Raw genomic sequence first — 22,631 nt, forward strand, 5'->3', positions numbered from 1 at the left:
GAGCGCTATTGTTCCTTGTCCTTGCCGGACATGATGTCGAAATAGGTCCGCCTCGTCTTGTCCTCTCCGGCGCCATAGGCGTAGCTCGGCGACGGCGTCTGGTAGCCCGGCGGCGGCTCGACCAGCGACTGCCGCGGCGGCTCGGTCGTGAATTGCTTGGCCGCCTCGCCTTTGTTGTTCGACATCATGCCCCACAGGCCCCCGGTGAAACCGAGCTGGGCCGGGCTGAGCGACGGATTGCCGTTGGTGCCCGGCTGAATAGGATCATTGCTCGTGCGCTCGGGTGCGGCTGTCCTGCCGACCTCCATCTCGGCGGGCGACAACGCCCGGCCGGCCTGCCAGCTCTCCGTGGCCTTGACGGCCTTCTTCCGCTGCGCGATGGCCTCCTTGCGGCGTCTCTCGTCAGGGTCCTTCGGCCAGTTCGGTGCGTTCTTGGCTTCAACGCCGGCGGGTGGCGGCAGGTCAAGCTTGGGCGGTACCACCAGCGGCGACCGCTCGCGGTACTCGATACCCTTCTTCTCCATGCTCTTGGCGCCGATGCCCGACATCAGATTGTCGATGAGCTTTTCTTCGAAGGTCATGTCGTCATCGTCCTCGCCGTCGTCGCCGGCGCGGGCGGCGCCAGCCGACATGACGAGACCGATGCCGAGCGCGACAGCGGACAATTTCAACGCCCGCCAGAACCCCTGCCGGGGGTCTTCAACCATCGAACCGCTGGTCTTCGAGCTGCGCATCACACTGTACCTGTTCCAAAATGTGGCAGTTTGCCGCTCTCGCGCGGCATAATCCCTCGCAAAAGCAAGGTTCCGCCTGCCGGTCCGTATCGGCCGGGATCAGGGCGCTTTTGCGGCGGGTACCCCCAGGAAGGAATCATACAATAGCGCCGCCACGCCAGCAACGATGGCCACGTCCGCGAGGTTGAACACGTACCAATTAAAGGTATTTCCGCCGATATTGATGTGGAACAGGGCGAAATCGACCACCGCGCCATAGGCTAGGCGGTCGATCCCGTTGCCGATGGCGCCGCCAATGATCAGGCCGAGCGCGATGGTTGCCAGCAGGGTGTGGGAGCGGGCCATCCAGATCGCCAGCGCGACCACCGCCAGGACCTTGACCGCCATCAGCGCCATTTGCGCAGCCTGGCCGTCGTTCTGGAGCCAGCCGAAGCTGATGCCGATGTTCCAGGCCAGCACCAGGTCGAAGAACGGGGTCACCTCGACCGCGCCGCGACGGGCGAGGTCGAACACGTTCAGCAGCCAGAGCTTTGAGGCCTGGTCGGCCACGAGCGTGACCAGGGCCGCGAGGATGCCGGCGCGGAGCGGGGTCATGGGCGGTCGGCCACAACACGCTCCGTCGTCGTCCTGGCGAAAGCCAGGACCCATACGCCGAGGCGGTCGTTGTTTGAGGGACTCGTGGTCATCAGCCTTCGCTGCAATCGGCGGTCGTGGTTATGGGTCCCGGCCTTCGCCGGGACGACGCAGAGTTAAACGCTGACCCCCAGCGCCTTCCATTCGCGCAGCGCCTTGGCGTCGCGCGGCGTGACGTCGGGGTATTCGGGGTCTTCACCCACCGTCGGAGAAATCTTCCAGGAACGGGCGCATTTGGTGCCGACCGCCTTCTCCACCACGACAGCGACGCCTGGAACGGCATCGAGACGGAATGCGGAAGCCGGTGCCTCGCCCTCGCGCACCTCGTAGTTCGAGGTGATGCAGATCTCGGCGAGGTCGGTGTCGAACAGCGTCGCAAGCATGTCGCGATCGGCGACATAGATCACCGGTGATGCCTCCAGCGACGAGCCGATGTTCTTGGCGGCGCGTTCGAGCTCCAGCGCACCGGTGACGACGCGGCGGACGTTGCGGATCGCTTCCCACTTCGCGGCGAGCTTGTCATCGCGCAGGCTTTCGAGGTCGTCGGGAAACTGCGTCAGGTGCACCGAGGGCTCGGCGTCGGGCCTGTACATGCGCCAGGCCTCCTCCGCAGTGAAGCTGAGGATAGGCGCCAGCCATTTCAGGATCGAGCTGCACAACAGGTCGATCGTGGTCAGCGCCGCCTTGCGCGTCGGCGAGGACGGCGGATCGCAATACAGCGTGTCCTTGCGGATGTCGAAATAGAACGCGGAGAGCTCACTGTTCAGGAAGGCGGACAAGGTTGCGACCACGGTCTTGTAGTCGAACTCCTGGTAGGCCTTGCGGACGACGGCAGCACGGACCGCGAGCTCGTGCAGCATCAGCCGTTCGAGTTCAGGCATCTCGGCGGGTGCGACTGCGTCGGCCGGCTTGTAGTGATCCAGCGTTCCCAGCATCCAGCGCACGGTGTTGCGCAGCTTGCGATAGGTCTCGATGGTGTTCTTCAGGATCTCCGGGCCGATGCGCTGGTCGTCGGCATAGTCGGTGGCGCAGACCCACAGGCGCAGGATATCCGCGCCCGAATCTTTAATCACCTTCTGAGGCTCGACGGTGTTGCCGATCGACTTCGACATCTTGCGGCCGTTCTCGTCGAGCGTGAAGCCGTGGGTGAGCACGATGTCGTAGGGCGCGCGGCCGCGCGAGCCGGCGCTCTCCAGCAGCGACGAGTGAAACCAGCCGCGATGCTGGTCGCTGCCTTCCAGGTACATCACGGTGTCGTCGCCGCCGTCGACCTTGCGAACGATGTTGCCGAGCTGCGGGAAGTTCTGGCGATCCTCGAGCACGAAGGCGTGCGTGGAGCCGGAATCGAACCAGACGTCGCAGATGTCGTCGATCTTCTTCCAGTCTTCCTTCGCGCGCGATCCAAGGAAGCGCTCGCGGGCGCCTTCCATGTACCAGGCGTCGGCGCCTTCATCCATGAAGGCCTCGGCGATGCGCTGATTGACGATCTCGTCCTGCAGGATCTCGGCCGAGCCGTCGCTCTTCTCGCGCACGAACACGGCGATCGGAACGCCCCAGGCGCGCTGGCGCGAGATCACCCAGTCCGGACGATTGGCGATCATGCCGTTGATGCGGTTCTCACCCGACGGCGGCACCCATTGCGTGACCGAGATCGCATGCAGCGCGCGGGCCCGCAGCGTATCGCCCTTTTTTGCGTGGCCATTCTCGCTGACGTCCTTGTCCATCGCGATGAACCATTGCGGCGTATTGCGGAAGATCACCGGCTTCTTTGAGCGCCAGGAATGCGGGTATTGGTGCTTGAGGCGGCCCCGCGCGAGCAGCTTGCCGGCCTCGACCAACGCCTTGATCACGGCCTCATTGGCATCGCCCTTCTCGCCCTTGTCGTTGAGCACGCGCTTGCCGGTGAAGCCGGGGGCCTGCGCGGTATAGGCGCCGTTCTCGTCGACAGTGTAGGGGATCGCGGTCGAGATGCCACGCTCATCGAGCTCGCGGGTGTTGGCCATCCAGACGTCGAAATCCTCGCGGCCGTGGCTCGGCGCGGTGTGCACGAAGCCGGTGCCGGTATCGTCGGTGACATGCTCGCCGGCGAGCAGCGGCACGATGAACTCGTAACCGCCATCGAGGCCACGCAAGGGATGGGCGCACTCCACGGCGTCCAGCGTGTCGCCGGGAATGTCGCGCAGCTTCTCATAGGCGGTGACGCGCGCCTGCTTGAACACCTCTGCGGCAAGCGCATCGGCCAGGATCAGGAGATCGCCGGTCTTCGCCCAATTGTCCGCGGCCGCATCCGTGACCTTGTAGAGGCCGTAGGCGATCTTCGGTGAGAACGAGATCGCCCGGTTGCCGGGCAGCGTCCAGGGCGTGGTGGTCCAGATCACGACCGATGCATTGGCGAGCGCACCATGTGCCGGGGACGTGACGGGAAACTTCACCCACACCATGTCGGAGGTGTAGTCCTCGTACTCGACCTCGGCCTCGGCGAGCGCGGTCTTCTCGACCACGCTCCACATCACCGGCTTGGAGCCGCGATACAGCGTGCCGTTGGCGGCGAACTTCATCAGCTCGCGGGCGATCTGCGCTTCGGCGGGATAGCTCATCGTCTGATAGGGATGATCCCAGTCGCCGATGATGCCGAGCCGCTTGAATTCCTCGCGCTGCACGTTGATCCAGTGCGTCGCATAGGCGCGGCACTCTTTCCGGAACGCCACCATTGCAGCGGAGTCGCGGAAGTCGGGCTTCTGCTTGCCCTTGGAGCGGTAGTTCTCTTCCTCGATCTTCCATTCGATCGGCAGGCCGTGGCAGTCCCAGCCAGGCACATAGTTGGAGTCGAAGCCAAGCATCTGCTGGCTCTTGGTCACGACGTCCTTGAGGATCTTGTTCAGCGCGTGCCCGATATGGATGTTGCCGTTGGCGTAGGGCGGGCCGTCATGCAGCACGAATTTGGCGCGGCCCTGGGCTTCCTGGCGCAGCTTGTCGTAGAGGCCGATGTCGTTCCAGTATTTCAGCAGCTCCGGCTCGCGTTGCGGCAGGCCGGCGCGCATCGGGAATTCGGTCTGCGGCAGGAACAGGGTTTTGGAATAGTCTTTGGCTTCGGATTTTTGGGGCTTTTGTGGCTTGTCGGACATGAGGCTGACTGGCTCGGAAGGGCGCGGGAACGGATGGCGATGCGGAATCGCGGGTGAAACGACAACATCCCGGTCTTGCGCCGAGCCGAAAGCTCAGGCGGAAGCCGGGCCGCTAATCCCTATGATGCGCCGCGCAAACATGGGCTCTCCATAGCAGGGGGGCGGGGGAAGCGCAAAAGGTTCGGCGGGCCGGTTTCCGGCCTCAATCAATGACGCCAAGCCGCGGAAACGCGTCCGGGGCGGCGGCGAGCATGGCGCGGGCGCGGGCGGAATCGTCGTCCATCTGGCGGATCAGGGCATCCAGGCCGTCGAATTTCAGCTCCTCGCGGATGAAGCCGATAAAGGCGCAGTCGAGCGTCTGTCCGTAAAGATCGCCCTTGAAGTCGAACAGGAAGATTTCCAGCAGCGGCGCACCATTATCAAACGTCGGGCGGCGACCGAAGCTTGCCACCCCGTCCAGCCGCTCCGCGCCGCGGCCGACCCGCACCGCATAGATCCCGTGCTTGAGGCCGCAATTGGCATCGAGACGGATGTTGGCGGTGGGATAACCGAGGTCGCGGCCGCGCTTCTCGCCGTGGATGACCTCGCCGGTGATGAACCAGGGCGCGCCGAGCATGGCCGTGGCCTCGTCCAGTTGACCTTCGGCGAGCGCGATCCGGATCGCGCTGGACGAAACCGGCCGCTCGTCGATATCGACATGCGGCTGCACGTCGACCTCGATGCCGAGCCGGGGTGCCTCGTTGACGAGGAGGCTCGGCGAGCCGACCCGACCCTTGCCGAAATGGAAGTCGTAGCCGACGGCGATTCCGCCGATGCCCAGGCGCCCGATCAGGTCATGGTGAATGAAGTCTTGCGCGCTGGTCCCGGCGCGGGACTTGTCGAAGGTCATGACCACGGCGCCGTCAAGTCCGGTGCCGGCCAGAAGCCGCAGCTTGGCACGCTCGTCCGTCAGGCGGAATTGCGGGGTGTTGGGGCTGAAAAACCGCCGCGGATGCGGCTCGAAGGTCAATGCCAGCGCAGGGCGGCCATGGATCCTGCCCATTTCCATGGCTGCGGCGATCACGGCGCGATGGCCGAGATGAACGCCGTCGAAATTGCCCATGGCGACCACGGCACCCCTTGCAATGGCGGAGTCCGGCGTGGTGTCGCGGATAACGGTAAAATGCGGAGCCATCAGGGGAATTCTCAAACCGGCGGGACCGGCCGGGACCGTGGCGCGACGGGCCGGATGAAGTCAAGCGGGAGGGGGCGGCCGCATCGAAGGCGATTTCAGTCCACCGGGGGCGCTCCCAGTTAACGCGCTGTTTAACGCCTTGGTGCTAGTCCTTGGAGCGTGGAACCGCGGGGCTCCGGCCCGGCAGGTCCGATCGTAATATTTCCTGGGTTTGCGTTGGGGGAGTCGAGATGGCGGTTGATTTGTCGATGTCGGTTCTGGTGGTTGACGACTACAGCACCATGATCCGTATCATCAGGAACCTCCTGAAGCAGCTTGGCTTCGAGAATATCGATGATGCAAGCGACGGTTCGGCAGCGCTGAACAAGATGCGCGGCAAGAAGTACGGGCTCGTGATTTCCGACTGGAACATGGAGCCGATGACGGGATACGACCTGCTGCGCGAAGTGCGCGCGGATCCGAACCTCGCCACCACGCCCTTCATCATGATCACGGCCGAATCAAAGACCGAGAACGTGATCGCGGCCAAGAAGGCCGGCGTGAACAACTACATCGTCAAGCCGTTCAACGCGGCGACGCTGAAGACCAAGATCGAGGCGGTCTTTCCGGACATGGCAAGCGCGTAAGGCGCGATCGAAGCCATCAACTGAATTCGGAAGGCCCGGGCGATTGTCCCGGGCTTTCTGCGTCGGGTTCGTTGTTCCGGATTAGATGCTTCACATCAACCGGGAAGCACCATCACCCACGCTACCACTTCAGTTCGCGCATCAGCGCCTTCGGCGGATGGCCGAATAATTCCAGCACCGAAGCCGGGTCGAGCTGGTCGAGACCCTCGAACTCCTCGGCGTGGATGCCGCGGGTCACGAACAGGCAGTCGATGCCGAACTCGCGCGCGCCGGTGAGGTCGGTCCGGACGGAATCGCCGATCGCCAGTACCTTTTTGCGGTCGATCTGGTGGCCCTGGCGTTCGCCGGCGAGCGCCATCGCGCGCTCGTAAATCGGCCGGTGCGGCTTGCCGTAGAAGATCACCTCGCCGCCGAGCTCGCGATAGAGCTCCGCGATCGCGCCGGCGCAATAAATCAACCGGTCGCCGCGTTCCACCACGATATCGGGATTGGCACAAACCAGCGTCAGCTTGCGCTCGCGCGCCTTCAGCATCATGCCGCGATAGTCTTCCGCCGTTTCGGTCTCGTCGTCATAGAGGCCGGTGCAGACGATGTAATCCGCCTCTTCCAGCGGCGCGGTCACCGCATCGAGGCCGCGGTAGATCGAGTTGTCGCGCTCGGGGCCGAGCCAGAACATCTTGCGGCCGGGATGGTCGGCGACATAGAGCCGCGTCAGGTCGCCTGAAGACACGATCGCGTCATAGGTCTCGTCGGCGACGCCGAGCTTGCGCAATTGCCGCTGCACGGAGTCGGCCGGGCGCGGCGCGTTGGTGATCAGGATGACCGTACCGCCGCGGCTGCGATAGGTGTGCAGCGCCTCGCAGGCTTCGGGGAAGGATTCGAGGCCGTTATGGACGACGCCCCAGATGTCGCTGAGCACGACGTCCACGCCCGCCACGAGTTCACGCAGGCTTTCGGCGAAATGCAGCGTGGTCATGATGCGTGCGGCCGATCAGATGCGGCGCGCGAGCGCGGCGTTGCCGGTGACGCGCTGTGGCGCAGACGCAGCCGACGTCGCGCCTGAGCTGGGTGTGCCGGAGCCATTGGATCCCTGAATGTCCTGTGCCTGGTTCGGCGCGGCGGTAGCAGATGACCCCTCCGGCCGCAATGGCCGGGGCGGCGCGAACAGGAACCCCTGGCCGAACCGCACGTCATAGTCGAGCAGGTCGATCACGGCGCGCTCGCCCTCGATCCGCTCGGCGATCAGGTCGATGCCGAAGCGGCCGAGCAGGTCGGAAAGGTCGGAAGGATGGATGTCCGAGGTCGACGCCTGCCTGGGGTCGAGCAGGAGCGAGGCCGGCACCTTGATGAAGCGCACGCCGCGATCGGCGAGCTCGCGCGGTTCGATCCGCAAATCGGTGACATGGTCGATCGAGAAACGGAAGCCGCGCTGGGCGAGCGCGGCGAGATTCTCGGTCTCGGCCGGACCGAGATTGCGGAAGGTCGATTGCTTGAATTCCAGCACCAGCGACGGCGCCAGCGCCCGGTTGGCTTCGAGGAAATCGAGGTATTGCGCGAACGTCGTGGAATTGCCGAGCGTGGAAGCCGCGACGTTGCAGAACACGCCGACCTCCTTGTTGCGCACCATCAGGCGTCGCAGCACCTGCACGCAGCGCAGCATCACCATGTTGTCGATGCGCCCGATCAGGCCGGAGGCCTCCGCGATGCTGATGAACTCCTCGGCCGCCACCAGCTGGTCACGTTCGTCGCGCAGGCGCGTCACGGCCTCGTAGAAGCGGACCTTGCGCTGCGGTAGCGACACCATCGGCTGGAGAAAGATATCGATGCGGTTCTCGTCGATCGCGTTGCGGAGCGTCGCCAGCAATTGGGTCTGGTTGCGGCCGTTGGCGGTCTGAACCGGATTGGCGGTCTGGGTCTGGATCGCCGGTGGTGCCGGCCGCACTGGCGGCGGCGCGGGAACCGGGGGAGGAGCAGCCGGCCGGTCCTCCTCGAACGTGGCCATCAGGTCGAGCGGCGCCTCCGGCTCCTGCCTTGCGACCGGCGCGGGGGCCGGCACCGGCGCGTTGCCGGCCATCAGATCCTCATGGGCCGACACGGTGGTGGCGAGTTGCCTGACCAATCCGCCGAGCTCGTTGATCTCGCCGACCACCGACTGAATCCGGTCTGAGTTGGCCGAATTGGAGGAGGCGATGCGTGCTTCGATCGTGGCAAGCCGGCGGCCGAACTCGGCGACCTGGCGGGCGAGGTCGGCGGTGCCGCGCGAAAGATCGGCGATCTGGCCGCCGACGTCGCTGCGGTCGCGCAACCGCATCGACACTGCATTGTAGAGGATCAGGAAGGTCAGCGCCGTCAGCGCCACGATCGCAGATTCAGTTCCGCTGATGCCGGCGACCGCGTAGAGCACGAGCCCGAGCGAGGCGGCGACCAGAACCATGCAGATGGCGATGAAGATCGTCGAAATCCGAATCATGCCGCGCGTTACGCCTCAAGAGCTGACTGCCTGACCGGGAAAACACGGGTGGCGTTTCGAACCCGTCACGCCGCATGCTCCCCCAAGCGGCATGACCTTAACATCATTGTTGATTCGAGGGGATAGCAGCCCAGTCGCGGAGTCAGGATGGCGCCGCAGCGCCGACCGTGTCGGCCGAGACCGCCTCGCGGGTGCCAAGCGGCCTGGGCGCCCCGGTGGTCGTGTCGCGCAGGGTCTGCCGTTCGATCTCCGAATTCAGTTCGGCCCCGAACATGATGACGATGGCGGACATCCACATCCACATCATCAAGCCGATCGCAGCGCCGAGCGAACCGTAGGTCGCGTTGTAATTGGCGAATTCGGAGAGATACCAGGACAGCAGCGCCGAGCCGGCGATCCAGAGGATCGCGGCCGTTACTGCGCCGGGGCTCAGCCATTGCCAGCGCGGGGCGTCGCGGCTGGGCGCGAAGCGGTAGAGGATGGCGAGCGCCGCAAGGAGAATGACGAACAGCACCGGCCATCGCGCCAGCGCCACGATCAGCTTGCTCTCGGGCGCCATGCCGAGGTGGTTGAGCGCGAGCGGGAAGGCGACGACGGCGCCCACCATCAGCAGCAGGGCAACGATGCCGCCGACCGTGAAGGCCAGCGAAACCGTGTTCAGCCGGATGAAGCTGCGCTTTTCACGCTCCTCATAGGCGACGTTGAGGGCGTCGAAGATGGCTTTGACGCCGGCATTGGCGCTCCAGATCGCGAGCACGAGTCCAAACAGGAAAGTGAAACCAAGGGTCGCGCCGCCGTTCGACACCACGCGCGCCACCTGGTCCTCGACGATCTGGAACGCGCCCTCGGGCAGCATCATCGCGAGCGATTGCAGGTTGGAACTGATCGTCGAGGGATCGGCGAACAGGCCATAGAATGAAACCAGAGCCGTGATGGCGGGAAAGATCGCGAGCAGTCCGAAAAAGACGACGCCGCCGGCGGTCGCGAGCAGGCGATCCTCGTCGATGCGCTGATAGGTGCGCCAGAAGATGTCCTTCCAGCCTGCCCACGGGATCGCGAACGGGCTTTTCGCGCGGCGGCCGCGGCCGGGCTGCGAGGCTGCGCCCGTCGGGCTCGTTTCCGGCGAATTCGCCTCGCTGTTGCGATGGTCTTGCGGAGGTCCTGGCCGGATCAGGCCAGACTCCTGGAAATACCGTTCCGCGGTGAGCACGAACACGGTCGTGGCTGCCACTAACAGCCAGCTGTCGAATTGCTCGGCGCGCCGCAGAGGCATTTTCAGGTCTCCGCTCCGTGGCCGTGACGCCGCCGGCGCGCGGCCGTCAGCCCGACCAGCCCAACGGCTGCGAGCATCAGCCCGAGTTGCACGGGCCGGTTGGACCGAGCCGGCCACGTGTTGCCGCCATGTCCTCGTTCATGTCCTGTTTCGTGTCCTCGTTCGCCCGGCGCGAGCGGCGCCAGGGGAATTGTGGTCGCGACCTCCTTCACCGCCTGCTTCACCGTTCCGCGCGGGATGCGCGGGGTGGCGATAGCCACCCGTAGGCGGCTGGCGAGCGGCAAGATCGGCTTGGTCTTGCGCTTCATCTGAGCCATGGCCACGCCGGCGCAGGCGGCGGCCAGGACCAGGAGGACACCGCCGGCGGCGCCGAACCCCCAGAATTGCCCGTAATGGATTGCAACCCAGCGGTACAGGGCGATCAGGCCGACAAAGAAGGCTGCGACGACGAACAAGCCCGCAACGGCGAGCAGTCCGGCCGCAGTCGCGTAAGACGTCATGCGCCCCGTGGCTTGATTGCTCCGGTCACGGGCATAGGACTGGGCGGCGCGCTTGAGATGGTTGAGCTTGAGCGCGACGCCGGCGCGCAGCAATTCGCCCGATGGCGCAAGCATGCGGTGATCCTCCGAGTGCAAGAAAATTCGTCGGGGGATGAACGTGGCGGTATTTGACTTGTTCCGACGAGGTCTGCCCGCCGTGATCGATCAGCCGAGATCGGCTGCCGCGATCCAGAACACTTCGCCCTCGGAGTCCTCGGTGTCGAGCCAGAGCAGCGGTAGTTCAGGAAAGGCCTCGTCGACCAATTCGCGGCCGCGGCCGATCTCGCAGATCAGCCCGCCATCCGGCGTCAAATGGCCGGGCGCGTCGCGCAGGATCCGGCGCACCACGTCGAGACCGTCGGCGCCGCCGTCAAAGGCGAGCTTCGGCTCGGCCCGGCACTCCGGCGGCAGCGCCGCCATGCCTTCGGCGTCGACATACGGCGGGTTGGTGATGATCAGGTCGTATTTGGCGTCACCGAGCGGGGCGAACAGGTCGCCGCGATGCAGGCTGATCCGGTCATCGAGCCCGTATTCGCCGACATTCCGTCTGGCGACGTCGATCGCGCCCTTGGAGATATCGACGGCGTCGATCGTGGCATTCGGAAAATGATGCGCCGCGAGGATCGCGAGGCATCCCGACCCCGTGCAGAGATCGAGCACGCGTTCGACCGCGCCGGGGTCGTCGATCAGCGAGCCGGCTTCGCCGTCGCCGCCGAAATGCGACTCCAGGAGCTCGCCGATGAACGAGCGGGGAACGATGACGCGCTCGTCGACATAGAACGGCAGGCCGCGCATGTAGATCTTGTTGACGAGATAAGCGGCCGGTTTGCGCGTGCTGACGCGCTGGTGGATGAGATCGATGATGGTCCTGCCCTCGGCGGCCGTGACGCGCGCGTTGGCAAAAATCTCGAACTGCTCGGGATGCAGATGCAGGGCTTCACAGACCAGGAAGGCCGCTTCCGCGACCGGATCGGGTGTGCCATGGGCAAAGGCGAGCTTGGCCTCATTGAAGCGGCTCACCGCATAGCGGACGAAATCGATCAGCGTGAGAAGCTCGCCGCGTCCCACTTTCGCGAGCTTTGGCGCGGCGCGGCCGCGCACGGTCTTTTTGGACGTTGTTGCCATCAGGATCGGGTCCAGCGTGCGGCGGCTTCGTCGTCGCGGGCCTGGGCCTCGACCCAGCCCGTGCCGGTGGCGCTCTCTTCCTTCTTCCAGAACGGCGCGTTGGTCTTGAGATAATCCATCAGGAACTCGGCTGCCTGGAACGCTGCCTGGCGGTGCTGCGAGGCGGTCAGCACCAGCACGATGTTCTGGCCGGGCATGAACCGGCCGACGCGATGGATCACCGTGACGCCGTTGAGAGGCCAGCGCGAAATGGCCTCGTCGGCATGGCGCCTGATCTCTTCCTCGGCCATGCCTGGATAATGCTCGAGCGAGAGCGCGGCGATCTTCGCGCTGTCCTCGTCGCCGCGGCAGATGCCGGAAAAGCTCACGACCGCACCGATGTCGGTGCGGTTCCCGGTCAGCACCGCGATCTCGCGCGCGAGGTCGAAATCGTCTTGCTGGATACGAATGGTGACAGGACAGGTAGTGACGGGCATGGTCTAGCCGCCGGTCATCGGCGGGAAGAACGCGATCTCGCGCGCGCCCGCGATCGCGGCGTCCGACTTGACGTGGGCATGGTCGATCGCGGTGCGGATCACCTTCGGCTTCTCGAACGCGTAGGCGTAGGCTTCGCTTTGGCCGGACAGCCAGGCGATCAGCTCCTCCACCGTGCGCACGGTCGCGGGCGGCTCGATCGTCTCCTCGGCCTTGCCGACGCGCTCGCGCACCCAGGCGAAGTACTTCACCTTCATCCCTCATCCTCCTTGATGAGGTGATGGATGCCGGCGCCGAAATAGTCGTAGCCGGTGTACATGGTGAGGATCGCCGAGGCCCAGAGCAGCGCCAGCCCCGTCATCGAGACCATGGGTACCACCTCATCGCCGGCGGGACCGGCCAGCAGGAAGCCGATGGCGATGAGCTGAACCGTCGTCTTCCACTTCGCAAGCTTGGTCACGGGCACGCTGACGCGCAGCGCGGCAAGATATTCGCGCAGGCCCGAGACCAGGATCTCGCGGCACAGGATCACGATGGCGGCCCACAGCGACCAGCCGTGAATGATGCCGTCGGCGGCCAGCATCAGCAGGCACGAGGCGACCAGAAGCTTGTCGGCGATCGGATCGAGCATGCGGCCGAACGCCGATTGCTGATTCCAGATTCGCGCGTAATAGCCGTCGAGGTAATCAGTGACCGCAGCCGCAATAAAAATGGCGACCGCGACCCAGCGCAGCCACAGCGGACCGTCCATGATCGACTGTGCGTAGATGCACCCGACCACGACCGGGATCGCGGCGATCCGGCCGTAGGTCAGGATGTTCGGGAGGGACATCGCGCGGCTGGTGGTCCCTCGTGTCGTGGCGATGTTCATCCGTCCTACCAATACCGCTGCAGCCTGAAGGTCAACCGTTCCGCTCCCCAAATGGGGTGCGGGATGCGACGACCATATGACCGCGGCCCCCTTTATTTCACCCCGGCTGGGGATGGAAATACTCGAAAATCCTGCGAGCGCTCTCGGCGCTCACCCCCGGAACCTTGCCGAGATCGGTGATCGAAGCCCGTTCGATCTCCTTCAGGGTTCCGAAATGGTGCAGCAAGGCACGTTTGCGTGACGGACCGATGCCCGGAATCTCCTGCAAGCCGGCCTCGCGGATGTCCTTCTTGCGCAGCTTGCGGTGCGAACCGATGACGAAGCGGTGCGCCTCGTCCCGTAGCCGCTGGATGAAATAGAGCACGGGGTCGCGGGGCTCCAGCTTGATCGCCTCGCGCTCCGGCATGAACAGGGTCTCGCGGCCGGCATCCCGGTCCGGCCCCTTCGCCACCGACATCAGCGCCACCTGGGTCAGGCCGAGGTTTGCAAAGATTTCCCGGACCGCGTTGAGCTGGCCGCGGCCGCCGTCAATGATCACGAGATCGGGCCATTGCGGGAAGTCGTCGTCCTTGGTTTTGGCCGCGCCCTCTTCGGGCGGGTTGATCAGGCGCTTGAAGCGGCGCTCCAGCACTTCGCGCATCATGGCGAAGTCGTCGCCCGGCGTGATCCCTTCCGACTTGATGTTGAACTTGCGGTACTGATTTTTCACAAAACCGTCCGGGCCGGCAACGATCATGGCGCCGACTGCGTTGGTGCCCTGGATGTGGCTGTTGTCGTAGACCTCGATCCGCTTCGGCGCATGAGTCAGGTTCAGGGTCGTGGCCATGGCGTCCAGCAGACGGCTCTGCGTCGCGGTGTCCGCGAGCTTGCGGCCCAGGGCCTCGCGCGCGTTGGTGAGCGCGTGGGTGACGAGCTCCTTCTTCTCGCCGCGCTTCGGCGTGGACACTTCGACCTTGCGGCCGGCCTTGATCGACAGCGCGTTGGCGAGCAGCTCGCTCTCCTCGATCTCGTGCGAGAGCAGGATATTCCTCGGCGGCGGCTTGTCGTCATAGAACTGGGCCAGGAAGGAGCCGAGCACCTCTTCCGGCGTATACGTCTTCTCCGCGCGCGGGAAATAGGCGCGGTTGCCCCAGTTCTGCCCGGTGCGGAAGAAGAACACCTCGACGCATGAGAAGCCGCCCTCCTGGTGGATGGCGAACACGTCGGCTTCTTCCACCGTGCGCGGATTGATGCCCTGCTGCGACTGGATCGCGGACAGCGCAGCGAGGCGGTCGCGGTAGAGCGCGGCGCTCTCGAATTCGAGTTCGCCGGAGGCCTTCTCCATCTCGGCGGCAAGCTCCTGTTTCACCGCATGGCTCCTGCCGGACAGGAAGTCGCTCGCCTCGCGCACCAGGGTCGTGTAGCCGGGGAAGTCGATCTCGCGGGTGCAGGGGCCGGCGCAACGGCGGATCTGATAAAGCAGGCAGGGCCGCGAGCGGCTCTCGAAGAAGGAATCCGTGCAGGAGCGGATCAGGAACGCGCGCTGAAGTGCGGTGATGGTGCGGTTGACGGCGCCGGCCGAGGCGAACGGACCGAAATAGCGACCGGGCCGCGTCTGCGCGCCGCGATGCTTCAAGATCTGCGGCGCCCAATGGTCGCCCGTGATCAGGATATAGGGAAACGACTTGTCGTCGCGCAGCTGCACGTTGAAGCGCGGCCGAAGCTGCTTGATGAGGTTGGCCTCCAGCAGCAGCGCTTCGGTCTCGGTGTGGGTCGAGATGATTTCCACGGTCACGGTGGCGGCGATCATGCGCAGGATGCGCGCCGGCTGCGGCGCACTCTGGCGCGCATAGTTCGACAGGCGCTTTTTGACGTTCTTGGCCTTGCCGACATAGAGCACGTCGGCATTCGCATTGAGCATGCGGTAGACGCCCGGCGAGGTGGGGGCGAGGCGGACCGCGCGTTCGATCGCCTCGTGGCCGGTCGCCAGCGGCTCTTCGCCGACCGTGCCGCTCTCTTCCAGGATGTCCGGCAGCCGTGCGTCGTCCTCGTCGTCCCCGTTTGCTGTGGCGGGATCGAGGTCGGGCGGCGCCGCTTCCGTCCCTTGGGGCCGAACGTCGGGCGCGTTGCCGCGCACGGGTTTGCGCGTGCGTGCGTCGTCCGGATTGTCGGGGGAATCGTGAACCATGGTGCGAATTTAGGCGCTGCGGGTGCCGATTTGAAGTTCCGGCCGTGCGGCACGCACAGGATGGCGGCGCAGTTCCCGGTAACGCTTGCTTAAGCCTGTTAACAGCGCGGTAACTCGGCTTAACAGGCCTTTAACTTAAAACTCTCGATAAATCTTACGCGAAAAAGTGGTGGTTCCGTAACCATGCGGTTTTGCCTCGCGCGGCGCCGCGGGCATCGCACCGGTGGCGGCAGTTGCGTTGGAGTGTGTGATGAAGGGGCTCGTTGTGGGCGCAGCCGCGTTGGCTGCAGTCGGCTGGACGGCTTCGGCAGAGGCCGCCGATCTCAATTACGGGCAACGTGCGCCCTATACGGTCAATCAGCCGCTCAATGCCTATAGCTGGGCCGGCCCGTATCTCGGTGCCAATCTCGGCTATGAATGGGGTTCGGTGAACAACAATCCCGCAAAGCCGTCAGGCTTCGTCGGCGGCGTTCAGGCCGGCTACAATTTCCAGACCGGCCCGTGGGTGTTCGGTGTCGAAGGTGACATCCAGGCCGCCGGTGCCGACGACACCTTCGCGCCGTGGAAGTTCTCCAATCCGTGGTTCGGCACCCTGCGCGGCCGCGCCGGCTACGCCTTCAGCAACGTGCTATTCTACGGCACGGCGGGCCTCGCCTTCGGCGAGCTGCGCGCGCAGACGTTCGGCTGGACGGAGTCGCATACCAGCGCCGGCTGGACCATCGGTGCCGGCGCGGAAGTTGGATTTGCGCCGAACTGGAGCGCCAAGCTCGAATATCTCTACATCGATCTGTCGACGAGTCAGTTCGCGATTACAGGCGTGTCAAACGGCTATAGCGCCAGCGTTGTGCGCGCAGGCGTGAACTATCACTTCTGATAGTTAAGAAGAAAATACCGGACCAACCTCCCGGCCGCTTGCGGCCGGGATTTTTTTTACGCCAGGCTCGCTAGGGAAGGATGACCAAATCGACCGCCTTCGGCCCCTTGCCCTTCTTGTCCGGTTCGACTTCGAAAGTAATACGCTGTCCTTCGGCGAGGTCCTTCAGTCCGGCTCGCTCGACAGCAGTAATATGCACGAAGACGTCGCGGCCCCCGTCGTCCGGTTTGATGAATCCGTAGCCGCGCTCACCGTTGAAAAACTTGACCGTTCCCGTCATGGCCATCGGGAAACTCCCCCTCATTGCTCCTCCGTCGTGACGCAGACGCACGTCACGACATGACCGGGCCTTACGAAGCCCGGGAGCTGGCCATCCTTGGGCAGACCATTCGGTCCGACTGGATCTTTCTTAGGCCTTCACTCCGCCGCAACCATTCGCGGAAGCGGAACGTAAAGCCAGTCACCGCAACAGCATAATACGGTTCTCTGCAGATTGACCACCGCTCCTGCATATTTTTCCCAAGATGCCGGAGTGTTACGGCCTCGGCACCTCTAATCGGAATCTGGCAGCGCCGCCCTGGCCGAGCGGCATTTCCAGCTCGGGCAGGATCGTCTTGAGCTCGCCGTGCAGTGTGTAAGGAGGATTGACGATCAAGAGGCCGCTGGAGGTGAGGGCTGCCCCGTCAGCTTGTGGCGCCACGCTGAATTCGAGGCGCAGGCATTTTCCCGGCGGCTTTGCTGCGGCTGCGAGCCGCGCCACTGATTGCACCAGCGCGTCGGTGGCGCGCCGGCTCTTGGCGGGATACCAGATTACATAGATACCGGTCGGCCATTTCGCGAAAGCCGCCGAGAAGGCCTCTTCAAGCTTTTCGAACTCGTCCTTCGCCTCGAACGGGGGGTCGATCAGCACGAGCCCGCGCCGTTCCTTGGGCGGCACGAAAGCCGGCAACGCCATCCAGCCGTCGAGATCGACCACGCGGGCCTGTTCGTCGTGGCGCAGCACGCCGATCAGCGCCTTGCGCGCCTTCGGCTCGATCTCGCAGAGCAAGAGGCGGTCCTGCGGCCTCAGCAGGCCGCGTGCGATCAGCGGCGAGCCCGGATAGGCCTTGAGCTCACCCTTCGGATTGAAGGCGCGGACGATGTCCAGATAGGGCTTGGTCAGCGCCATGGCGTCGTTCGACAGCCGCGCCTGCATCAGCCGCGCAATACCCGTCAGCCACTCGCCTCCGCGGCGCGCCTCGTCGCTTTCGAGATCGTAGAGGCCCGCGCCGGCATGGGTGTCGATGACGCGGAACGCACCCGGCTTGTCCTGGAGATAAGTGATGATGCGCGCCAGCACGATGTGCTTGATGACATCGGCGAAGCTGCCGGCATGGAAGGCGTGGCGGTAATTCATGCAAGAGCACTACGCCACGTGGCGGCTTGAGCAAAGAGGCACGATGCCTGGGCTAGCCACCCCGGATCGGCGGCATCGCCACCTGCTCGCGGCGGCAGGCGCGGCGGTCGATCTCCTCACAGGCGCGGAATTGCAGGTCCTTGCTGAGGCAGATGCGGACTTCCGATAGCCGCGTCCGGTTGCAGGTGATCGAGACGGCGGCATTGCTGAGGCCCGGATTGGCCTTGATGAACGCTTCCTCCACCTCCGCCGGCGCCACGGTCTTGGCCTGCGACAGATCGAGATATTCGGCCGGAATCTTGATCGCGGCGCGGGCCTTCCGGATCGTCTCGAAATAGCTGCGGTCGGCGAGCCCCGAGCAGGTGCCGTGCTTGTCCCATTCGTTGAAGATCAGCCCCGGCGCCGGCATCAGATCGAGCATGGAGGAGACGATGCTGCGGTTCAGCCGCGGCGACGGCCGCTGACAATATTCCGGAAAACCGTTCTCATATTGCGGCCACAGACCATGCACCACGAAAGCGTAGGGCCGTCCGCTGCACTGGATCTGCGAGCGGCCGCCGCGCTCCGCCGCCTCTTCGCAGAAGGAGGGCGACCATGACAGCGACAGCACGTAAAAATCGAACTCGCCGGGCGTGTTCTGCCGCTTGTCCTGGGCCTTTGCGCCACCGGCCAACGCAGCCAGCCCGGCCGCAAGCGTCAGCGAGATCATCAGGCGGGAGAACGAATGCAATCTGGAATGAAACATGGCGACGCCCCTCAACTAGACTGTGCAGACGAGCCTAGCAGGCGATAAGAACATTTCAAGAACAAATTTCGGGCGACCGTCGTTCGGCCGCCTGATCGGTCGGGATCAGAGCAATTATTGCTTGGCGGCGCGGCAGGCCGGGTTGTAGGCCCAGTCGCGGTCGAGCCCGACCACGCACCATTCGACGCCCTGGCCGTAGCCGGCGAAGCCGCCATCCTCGACGATGGAGAAGTGCACCTTGCGCATCTTGCCGTCCGTGAGCATGGCCTCGCCGGTGCAATAGCGGCGGGGAATATTGTCGGACGCCCAGGGCCGGAACGCGGTCTCGTGAACCGCGGCGAAGCCGGTGATCTTCAACGAGGAATTCCAGAACGAGCTTTCTTTCTCCCAGAACTGGCTGGCGATCGTCGGCAGCGCCCTGTCGCATTCGGAGACGTTGCCGTCATAGCGCGGCCCGCTCAGCCAGAAATTCAGCTCCAGCGGATTGGCGGCCCTGGCCTCACCGAGCGACAGCGCTCCGAAGAGAAGGCCGAGCACGGCGGCAAAGCGGAGCGATTTCAGGAAGGTCGAGGCGCGCATGGGCAATCCAGACAGCATGATCTGCGAGGGTCGGACGGTGCCGCGAAGGCCGGGGGAGGTCAAGTGCAGCGCGGCAACACTTGCCGACGAGTTGACCGCAATGCTGCGTTAGAGGGGTCTTCGGTTCTTTCCTCCGTCGCGCCAGCACCGTAAACTACCGCCAACCAATCGGAGTGACGGGAATGCGAATCATTGCGGCCGCGGGCCTACTTGCCTTGGGTATGATGGCGAGCCAGTCGGCGCGCGCCGATCTCCTCCCGGTGCCTCCGTTCAAGGGCAACGATACCGGCGGCATCATCGCCTATTCGATGGCAACCCAGGTCGATGCGCGGCAGGTGGCGGTCGATCACTGTGCGCGCTACGGCAAGGTCGCCAAATTCCTGGCGATGCAGGCCTATGAGGGCGGCTACATCTCGTTCTCCTGCCGCTGGGTGCCCTATGGCGCCGCCGACCAGCCGATCCGCACGCTCTACTGAGGCGCTTTCGCAACGCCGCTACCTCTCAGCTGGGAGCTTCCGACATGACGCGCAAACTCGCTTTGCTCGGCTCCGCCCTTTGCCTCGTCTTGTCGGCAGCCAGCGCCCGCGCTGACGACCTGCCGGTGCGCAAGGCGGGCCTGTGGGAATTGAAGATGGTCAGGACCGGCACGCCGGTGCCCGAGATGACCATGCAGCACTGCACCGACGAGACCGTCGACAAGGAGATGAACAACAACATCTCCCCGATGGCCAAGCAGATCTGCGCCAAGCAGGACATCAAGAAGACCGCAGCCGGCTATGTCAGCGATTCCGAGTGCAATGTCGCCGGCATCAGCACGACCTCGCATGCTGAGATCACCGGCGATTTCAATTCGGCCTATACGGTGAAGACGTCGTCGCACGCGCAAGGCGGCGCTGCCGGCGCGGCAGGCCGCGACACCACCATGCAGCTCGAAGCGAAATGGCTGGGGGCCTGCAAGCCGGACCAGAAGCCCGGCGACATCGTGATGCCCGGCGGCTTCAAGATGAACGTGCGCGACATGGACAAGCTGAAGGCGCTGCTGCCGAAGTAAGGAGGATCGTAGCCCGGATTGCGCTGCGCTCCGTCCGGGCTACATCACCGGTTACACCGGTATCCGCACGCTCGCCCTTAATCCGCCCATCGGACTATCGCCAAGCGTGATGTCGCCGCCATGCGAACGCGCGATGTCGCGGGCGATGGCGAGGCCGAGGCCGGTGCCGCCTTCGTCCTGGTTGCGGGCGTTGTCCAGCCGCAGGAACGGCTTGAACACCTCTTCGCGCAAATGGGCGGGAATGCCCGGTCCGTCGTCGTCGACCGTCACGGTCAAATAACGGTGATCGCGCTGGCCGGTGATGGCGATGCTCTTGCCGTAGCGGGCGGCGTTGGTGACGAGGTTGGCAAGGCAGCGCTTGAACGAGGCCGGCTTCACCGTGACCACGGGCAGTCCGTTGAACGCGACGGTCGCAATGTGGCCGTGGCGTTCGGCGTCGCTGCGCAGCTCCTCGAGCGCCTGCGCCATGTCGGTCGGCTGCGACTGCTCGCCGGAATCGCCGCGAGCAAACGCGAGGTAGTCCTCGAGCATCATCGACATCTCGTCGACGTCCTTGCGCATGCCCTCCATTTCGGGGCTGTCGCCGATCAGCGCCAGCTCGAGCTTGAACCGCGTCAGGATCGTGCGCAGATCGTGGCTGACGCCGGCGAGCATCGCGGTGCGTTGCTCCATCGTCCGCTCGATGCGCGACTTCATTTCGAGGAAAGCGACCGACGCGCGCCGCACCTCGCGCGCGCCGCGCGGGCGGAAATTCGGCGCCTCGCGGCCCTTGCCGAAACTTTCGGCGGCGTCGGCAAGGCGCAGGATCGGTTTGATCTGGTTGCGCAGGAATAGCACCGCGACGATCAGCAGGATCGAGGACGTGCCGACCATCCAGAATAGGAATATCTCCGAGTTCGAGGCATAGGCGGCGCTACGCTGCGCGAACACGCGCATCACGGCGTCGTCGAGCTGGATCCGGATCTCGACCAGATTGGAGCGGCCGACCGTGTCGATCCAGAACGAGCGCCCGATCTGGCGGCCGAGCTGCACCGACAGCGTCTGGTCGAGCAGCGAGAAGAACGGCTTTGGTCCCGGCGGCGGCATGTCGCCGGCCGGCAGGAAATCGACGACGAGGCCCAGGCGCTGCTGCGCGATGCGGCGGATCTGGTCGCGATCCTTGTCTTGCGGATAGCCCTTGTAGACGTCGATCAGCGCGGCGATGTCCTGCACCACCGCGGCCGACAGACGCCGTGTCACCGTGTTCCAGTGCCGCTCCATGAAGACGAAGGCGACGACCGATTGCAGGATCACCATCGGCACGATCATGATCAGCAGCGCACGCGCGTAGAGGCCGGTCGGCATCCAGCCCTTGAACGCATTGCCCATCCAGCCATTGGCGGCGGAGACGCGGCCGGCGGCGCTCTTCAAAAGCGTCAGGCCGGTATCGATCGTGCTCATCGGTGGCGCTTCACTCTTTATGGCGAGGCTACCAGCCGGTAGCCGATGCCGCGCACGGCCTGGAGGAACAGCGGATTGGCAGGATCGGTCTCGATCTTGCGCCGCAGGCGGTTGATCTGCACGTCGACGGCGCGCTCGTTGACGCTGCCATTGCCGGTCAGCGCGCTGCGCGGCACGGTCTCGCCCGGTGTCTCCGACAGGATCCGCAGCATCTCGCGCTCGCGGTCGGTCAGGTGAATGACGTCTTCGCCCTGGCGCAGTTCGCCGCGCTCGAGGTGATAGATGTACGGGCCAAACGCGATCTTCTCCACCGCTGCGGCCTGTGGCGGCGGCGCGGCGCGCTTGAGGATGTTGTTGATGCGCAGCGCAAGCTCGCGCGGCTCGAACGGCTTTGCGACGTAATCGTCGGCGCCGATCTGCAGGCCCTCGATGCGCGCTTCGGCTTCGTGCCGCGCCGTCAGCATCACGATCGGCACCGAGGATGAGGTCCGGATGAAACGCGCGAGATCGAAGCCGGTCTCGCCGGGCATCATGACGTCCAGGATCAAGAGGTCGAAGTGCAGGCCCAAAAGCTTGGAACGGGCGTCGCTGGCGCTGGCCGCGGTCGAGACGCGATAGCCTTCGCCGGCAAGGAAGCGCGAAAGCAGATCGCGGATGCGGCGGTCGTCGTCGACCAGCAGGAGATGCGGGGCATCGTCGGCGGGACGTGCCGGCGGGCGTGCGAGCGTGGCAGCGAGCGGCACGGTCACTCCTTGTCCTGATTGACGGTGGCAAAGATCGTCTCGAGCACCTTGTCCGGATCGTCGCGGTCGATCATCGCGCGCAGGAAGCGCTTGACGGTCTCCGCATCCTGCGGCGCCATCTCGGCGAGCGCCTTGGTGATGCGCGTGGTCTGGAGGCCGGCGAGCTTCTGCACCAGCGCCTCGCCCTTCGGTGTCGCATACAGCAGGCGTTGGCGGCGATCATTGTCGCCGGTCTTCTGCACGATATAGCCCTCGTCCAGGAGCTGTTTAAGCACCCGGCCGAGCGATTGCTTGGTGATGCGCAGGACGTCGAGGAGGTCGGCGACCTTGAGCCCGGGATAACGATAGACAAAATGCATGACGCGGTGATGGGCCCGGCCGAAGCCGAACGCCTCCAGCTCCTGGTCGGGATCGCCGACGAAATCGCGATAGGCGAAGAACAGCAGTTCGATGATATCCCAGCGCAAATTGCCTCCGTCGTCTGCGGCCGGCCGCGGCCCGGCAGCGTCTTGAGAAGGAGTCGCGAAATTTATGTCAGGCATATTGACGTATCTTGGTCTCAATGTTACAAAACGATCGGCCCGCACGAAAT

General features: G+C 64.7%; 24 protein-coding genes. 4 read left to right on the forward strand and 20 right to left on the reverse strand.

The window, feature by feature from the left end; all coding sequences use genetic code 11:
• Positions 1-5: 5 nt before the first annotated feature.
• The 4 genes from ACVIN2_RS25910 to ACVIN2_RS25925 all read right to left on the reverse strand — a co-directional run bounded on the left by ACVIN2_RS25910 (position 6) and on the right by ACVIN2_RS25925 (position 5,666).
• Positions 6-734 (reverse strand): hypothetical protein, encoded by a 729-nt coding sequence (locus ACVIN2_RS25910; RefSeq protein ID WP_456767733.1) that lies wholly within the window; start codon positions 732-734, stop codon positions 6-8.
• A gap of 99 nt (positions 735-833) precedes the next feature.
• On the reverse strand, positions 834-1,328 hold the full coding sequence (lspA, locus tag ACVIN2_RS25915) for a signal peptidase II (RefSeq protein ID WP_456767734.1): 495 nt from the start codon (positions 1,326-1,328) through the stop codon (positions 834-836).
• 155 nt (positions 1,329-1,483) lie between these two features.
• Positions 1,484-4,492 (reverse strand): isoleucine--tRNA ligase, encoded by a 3,009-nt coding sequence (gene ileS, locus ACVIN2_RS25920; RefSeq protein WP_456767735.1) that lies wholly within the window; start codon positions 4,490-4,492, stop codon positions 1,484-1,486.
• Between the two features lie 202 nt (positions 4,493-4,694).
• A complete protein-coding gene (locus ACVIN2_RS25925; protein WP_456767736.1) occupies positions 4,695-5,666 on the reverse strand; it encodes a bifunctional riboflavin kinase/FAD synthetase in 972 nt (323 codons plus the stop codon).
• A 230-nt stretch (positions 5,667-5,896) separates the two neighbouring features.
• Between ACVIN2_RS25925 and ACVIN2_RS25930 the strand changes: the two genes are divergently transcribed.
• Positions 5,897-6,292 (forward strand): response regulator, encoded by a 396-nt coding sequence (locus ACVIN2_RS25930; RefSeq protein WP_007596883.1) that lies wholly within the window; start codon positions 5,897-5,899, stop codon positions 6,290-6,292.
• Positions 6,293-6,413: 121 nt separating this feature from the next.
• Here ACVIN2_RS25930 and ACVIN2_RS25935 read toward each other — a convergent pair whose 3' ends face one another.
• The 9 genes from ACVIN2_RS25935 to uvrC form a co-directional block, all read right to left on the reverse strand.
• Positions 6,414-7,268 (reverse strand): TIGR01459 family HAD-type hydrolase, encoded by an 855-nt coding sequence (locus ACVIN2_RS25935; protein ID WP_018453486.1) that lies wholly within the window; start codon positions 7,266-7,268, stop codon positions 6,414-6,416.
• 15 nt (positions 7,269-7,283) lie between these two features.
• Positions 7,284-8,762, reverse strand: coding sequence for an EAL domain-containing protein (locus ACVIN2_RS25940; protein WP_456767737.1), 1,479 nt, complete (start codon positions 8,760-8,762; stop codon positions 7,284-7,286).
• A gap of 142 nt (positions 8,763-8,904) precedes the next feature.
• Entirely contained in the window at positions 8,905-10,035 is a 1,131-nt protein-coding gene (locus tag ACVIN2_RS25945) for a YihY/virulence factor BrkB family protein (RefSeq protein ID WP_456767738.1), read from the reverse strand.
• Positions 10,036-10,037: 2 nt separating this feature from the next.
• On the reverse strand, positions 10,038-10,649 hold the full coding sequence (locus ACVIN2_RS25950) for a phage holin family protein (protein WP_456767739.1): 612 nt from the start codon (positions 10,647-10,649) through the stop codon (positions 10,038-10,040).
• Positions 10,650-10,739: 90 nt separating this feature from the next.
• Positions 10,740-11,699 carry a 50S ribosomal protein L3 N(5)-glutamine methyltransferase gene (prmB, locus tag ACVIN2_RS25955; protein ID WP_456767740.1) on the reverse strand — a complete coding sequence of 320 codons (960 nt, stop codon included), beginning with the start codon at positions 11,697-11,699 and terminating at the stop codon, positions 10,740-10,742.
• Positions 11,699-12,175 carry a molybdenum cofactor biosynthesis protein MoaE gene (locus tag ACVIN2_RS25960; protein ID WP_456767741.1) on the reverse strand — a complete coding sequence of 159 codons (477 nt, stop codon included), beginning with the start codon at positions 12,173-12,175 and terminating at the stop codon, positions 11,699-11,701. Before ACVIN2_RS25960 ends, prmB begins: the two co-directional genes overlap by 1 nt.
• A 3-nt stretch (positions 12,176-12,178) precedes the next feature.
• A complete protein-coding gene (gene moaD / locus ACVIN2_RS25965) occupies positions 12,179-12,430 on the reverse strand; it encodes a molybdopterin converting factor subunit 1 (RefSeq protein ID WP_018318355.1) in 252 nt (83 codons plus the stop codon).
• Complete coding sequence (gene pgsA / locus ACVIN2_RS25970; RefSeq protein WP_027565390.1) at positions 12,427-13,044, reverse strand: CDP-diacylglycerol--glycerol-3-phosphate 3-phosphatidyltransferase; 618 nt, start codon at positions 13,042-13,044, stop codon at positions 12,427-12,429. Before pgsA ends, moaD begins: the two co-directional genes overlap by 4 nt.
• A 97-nt stretch (positions 13,045-13,141) precedes the next feature.
• Positions 13,142-15,211, reverse strand: coding sequence for an excinuclease ABC subunit UvrC (gene uvrC, locus ACVIN2_RS25975; RefSeq protein WP_456767742.1), 2,070 nt, complete (start codon positions 15,209-15,211; stop codon positions 13,142-13,144).
• A 250-nt stretch (positions 15,212-15,461) separates the two neighbouring features.
• On the opposite strand from uvrC, the gene ACVIN2_RS25980 reads away from it, so the two are divergent.
• Positions 15,462-16,085 (forward strand): outer membrane protein, encoded by a 624-nt coding sequence (locus ACVIN2_RS25980; RefSeq protein WP_456767743.1) that lies wholly within the window; start codon positions 15,462-15,464, stop codon positions 16,083-16,085.
• Between the two features lie 70 nt (positions 16,086-16,155).
• Here the strand turns inward: ACVIN2_RS25980 and ACVIN2_RS25985 are convergent, their stop codons facing one another.
• The 4 genes from ACVIN2_RS25985 to ACVIN2_RS26000 form a co-directional block, all read right to left on the reverse strand.
• Positions 16,156-16,371 carry a cold-shock protein gene (locus tag ACVIN2_RS25985; RefSeq protein WP_007614865.1) on the reverse strand — a complete coding sequence of 72 codons (216 nt, stop codon included), beginning with the start codon at positions 16,369-16,371 and terminating at the stop codon, positions 16,156-16,158.
• Positions 16,372-16,620: 249 nt separating this feature from the next.
• Positions 16,621-17,481 carry a 23S rRNA (adenine(2030)-N(6))-methyltransferase RlmJ gene (locus ACVIN2_RS25990; protein ID WP_456767744.1) on the reverse strand — a complete coding sequence of 287 codons (861 nt, stop codon included), beginning with the start codon at positions 17,479-17,481 and terminating at the stop codon, positions 16,621-16,623.
• Between the two features lie 52 nt (positions 17,482-17,533).
• A complete protein-coding gene (locus tag ACVIN2_RS25995) occupies positions 17,534-18,226 on the reverse strand; it encodes a ribonuclease T2 family protein (protein WP_456767745.1) in 693 nt (230 codons plus the stop codon).
• Between the two features lie 114 nt (positions 18,227-18,340).
• Positions 18,341-18,805 carry a hypothetical protein gene (locus ACVIN2_RS26000; RefSeq protein WP_456767746.1) on the reverse strand — a complete coding sequence of 155 codons (465 nt, stop codon included), beginning with the start codon at positions 18,803-18,805 and terminating at the stop codon, positions 18,341-18,343.
• Between the two features lie 182 nt (positions 18,806-18,987).
• Between ACVIN2_RS26000 and ACVIN2_RS26005 the strand changes: the two genes are divergently transcribed.
• The gene (locus ACVIN2_RS26005; RefSeq protein ID WP_007596852.1) at positions 18,988-19,281 is read left to right on the forward strand and encodes a hypothetical protein; all 294 of its coding nucleotides are present in this window, start codon (positions 18,988-18,990) and stop codon (positions 19,279-19,281) included.
• Positions 19,282-19,325: 44 nt separating this feature from the next.
• The gene (locus ACVIN2_RS26010) at positions 19,326-19,856 is read left to right on the forward strand and encodes a DUF3617 domain-containing protein (RefSeq protein ID WP_456767747.1); all 531 of its coding nucleotides are present in this window, start codon (positions 19,326-19,328) and stop codon (positions 19,854-19,856) included.
• Positions 19,857-19,907: 51 nt separating this feature from the next.
• Here the strand turns inward: ACVIN2_RS26010 and ACVIN2_RS26015 are convergent, their stop codons facing one another.
• From ACVIN2_RS26015 to ACVIN2_RS26025, 3 genes are read right to left on the reverse strand one after another with little or no spacing between them, the layout of a single operon-like run.
• Positions 19,908-21,296, reverse strand: a complete 1,389-nt coding sequence (locus tag ACVIN2_RS26015) for an ATP-binding protein (protein WP_007614856.1) — start codon at positions 21,294-21,296, stop codon at positions 19,908-19,910.
• A gap of 17 nt (positions 21,297-21,313) precedes the next feature.
• Positions 21,314-22,045: a response regulator gene (locus ACVIN2_RS26020; RefSeq protein WP_035993624.1), complete on the reverse strand. Its 732-nt coding sequence runs from the start codon at positions 22,043-22,045 to the stop codon at positions 21,314-21,316.
• Positions 22,042-22,581, reverse strand: coding sequence for a MarR family winged helix-turn-helix transcriptional regulator (locus tag ACVIN2_RS26025; protein WP_456767748.1), 540 nt, complete (start codon positions 22,579-22,581; stop codon positions 22,042-22,044). Before ACVIN2_RS26025 ends, ACVIN2_RS26020 begins: the two co-directional genes overlap by 4 nt.
• Between the last annotated feature and the right edge of the window lie 50 nt (positions 22,582-22,631).

The sequence above is a fragment of the Bradyrhizobium sp. USDA 3650 genome, from assembly GCF_054057395.1.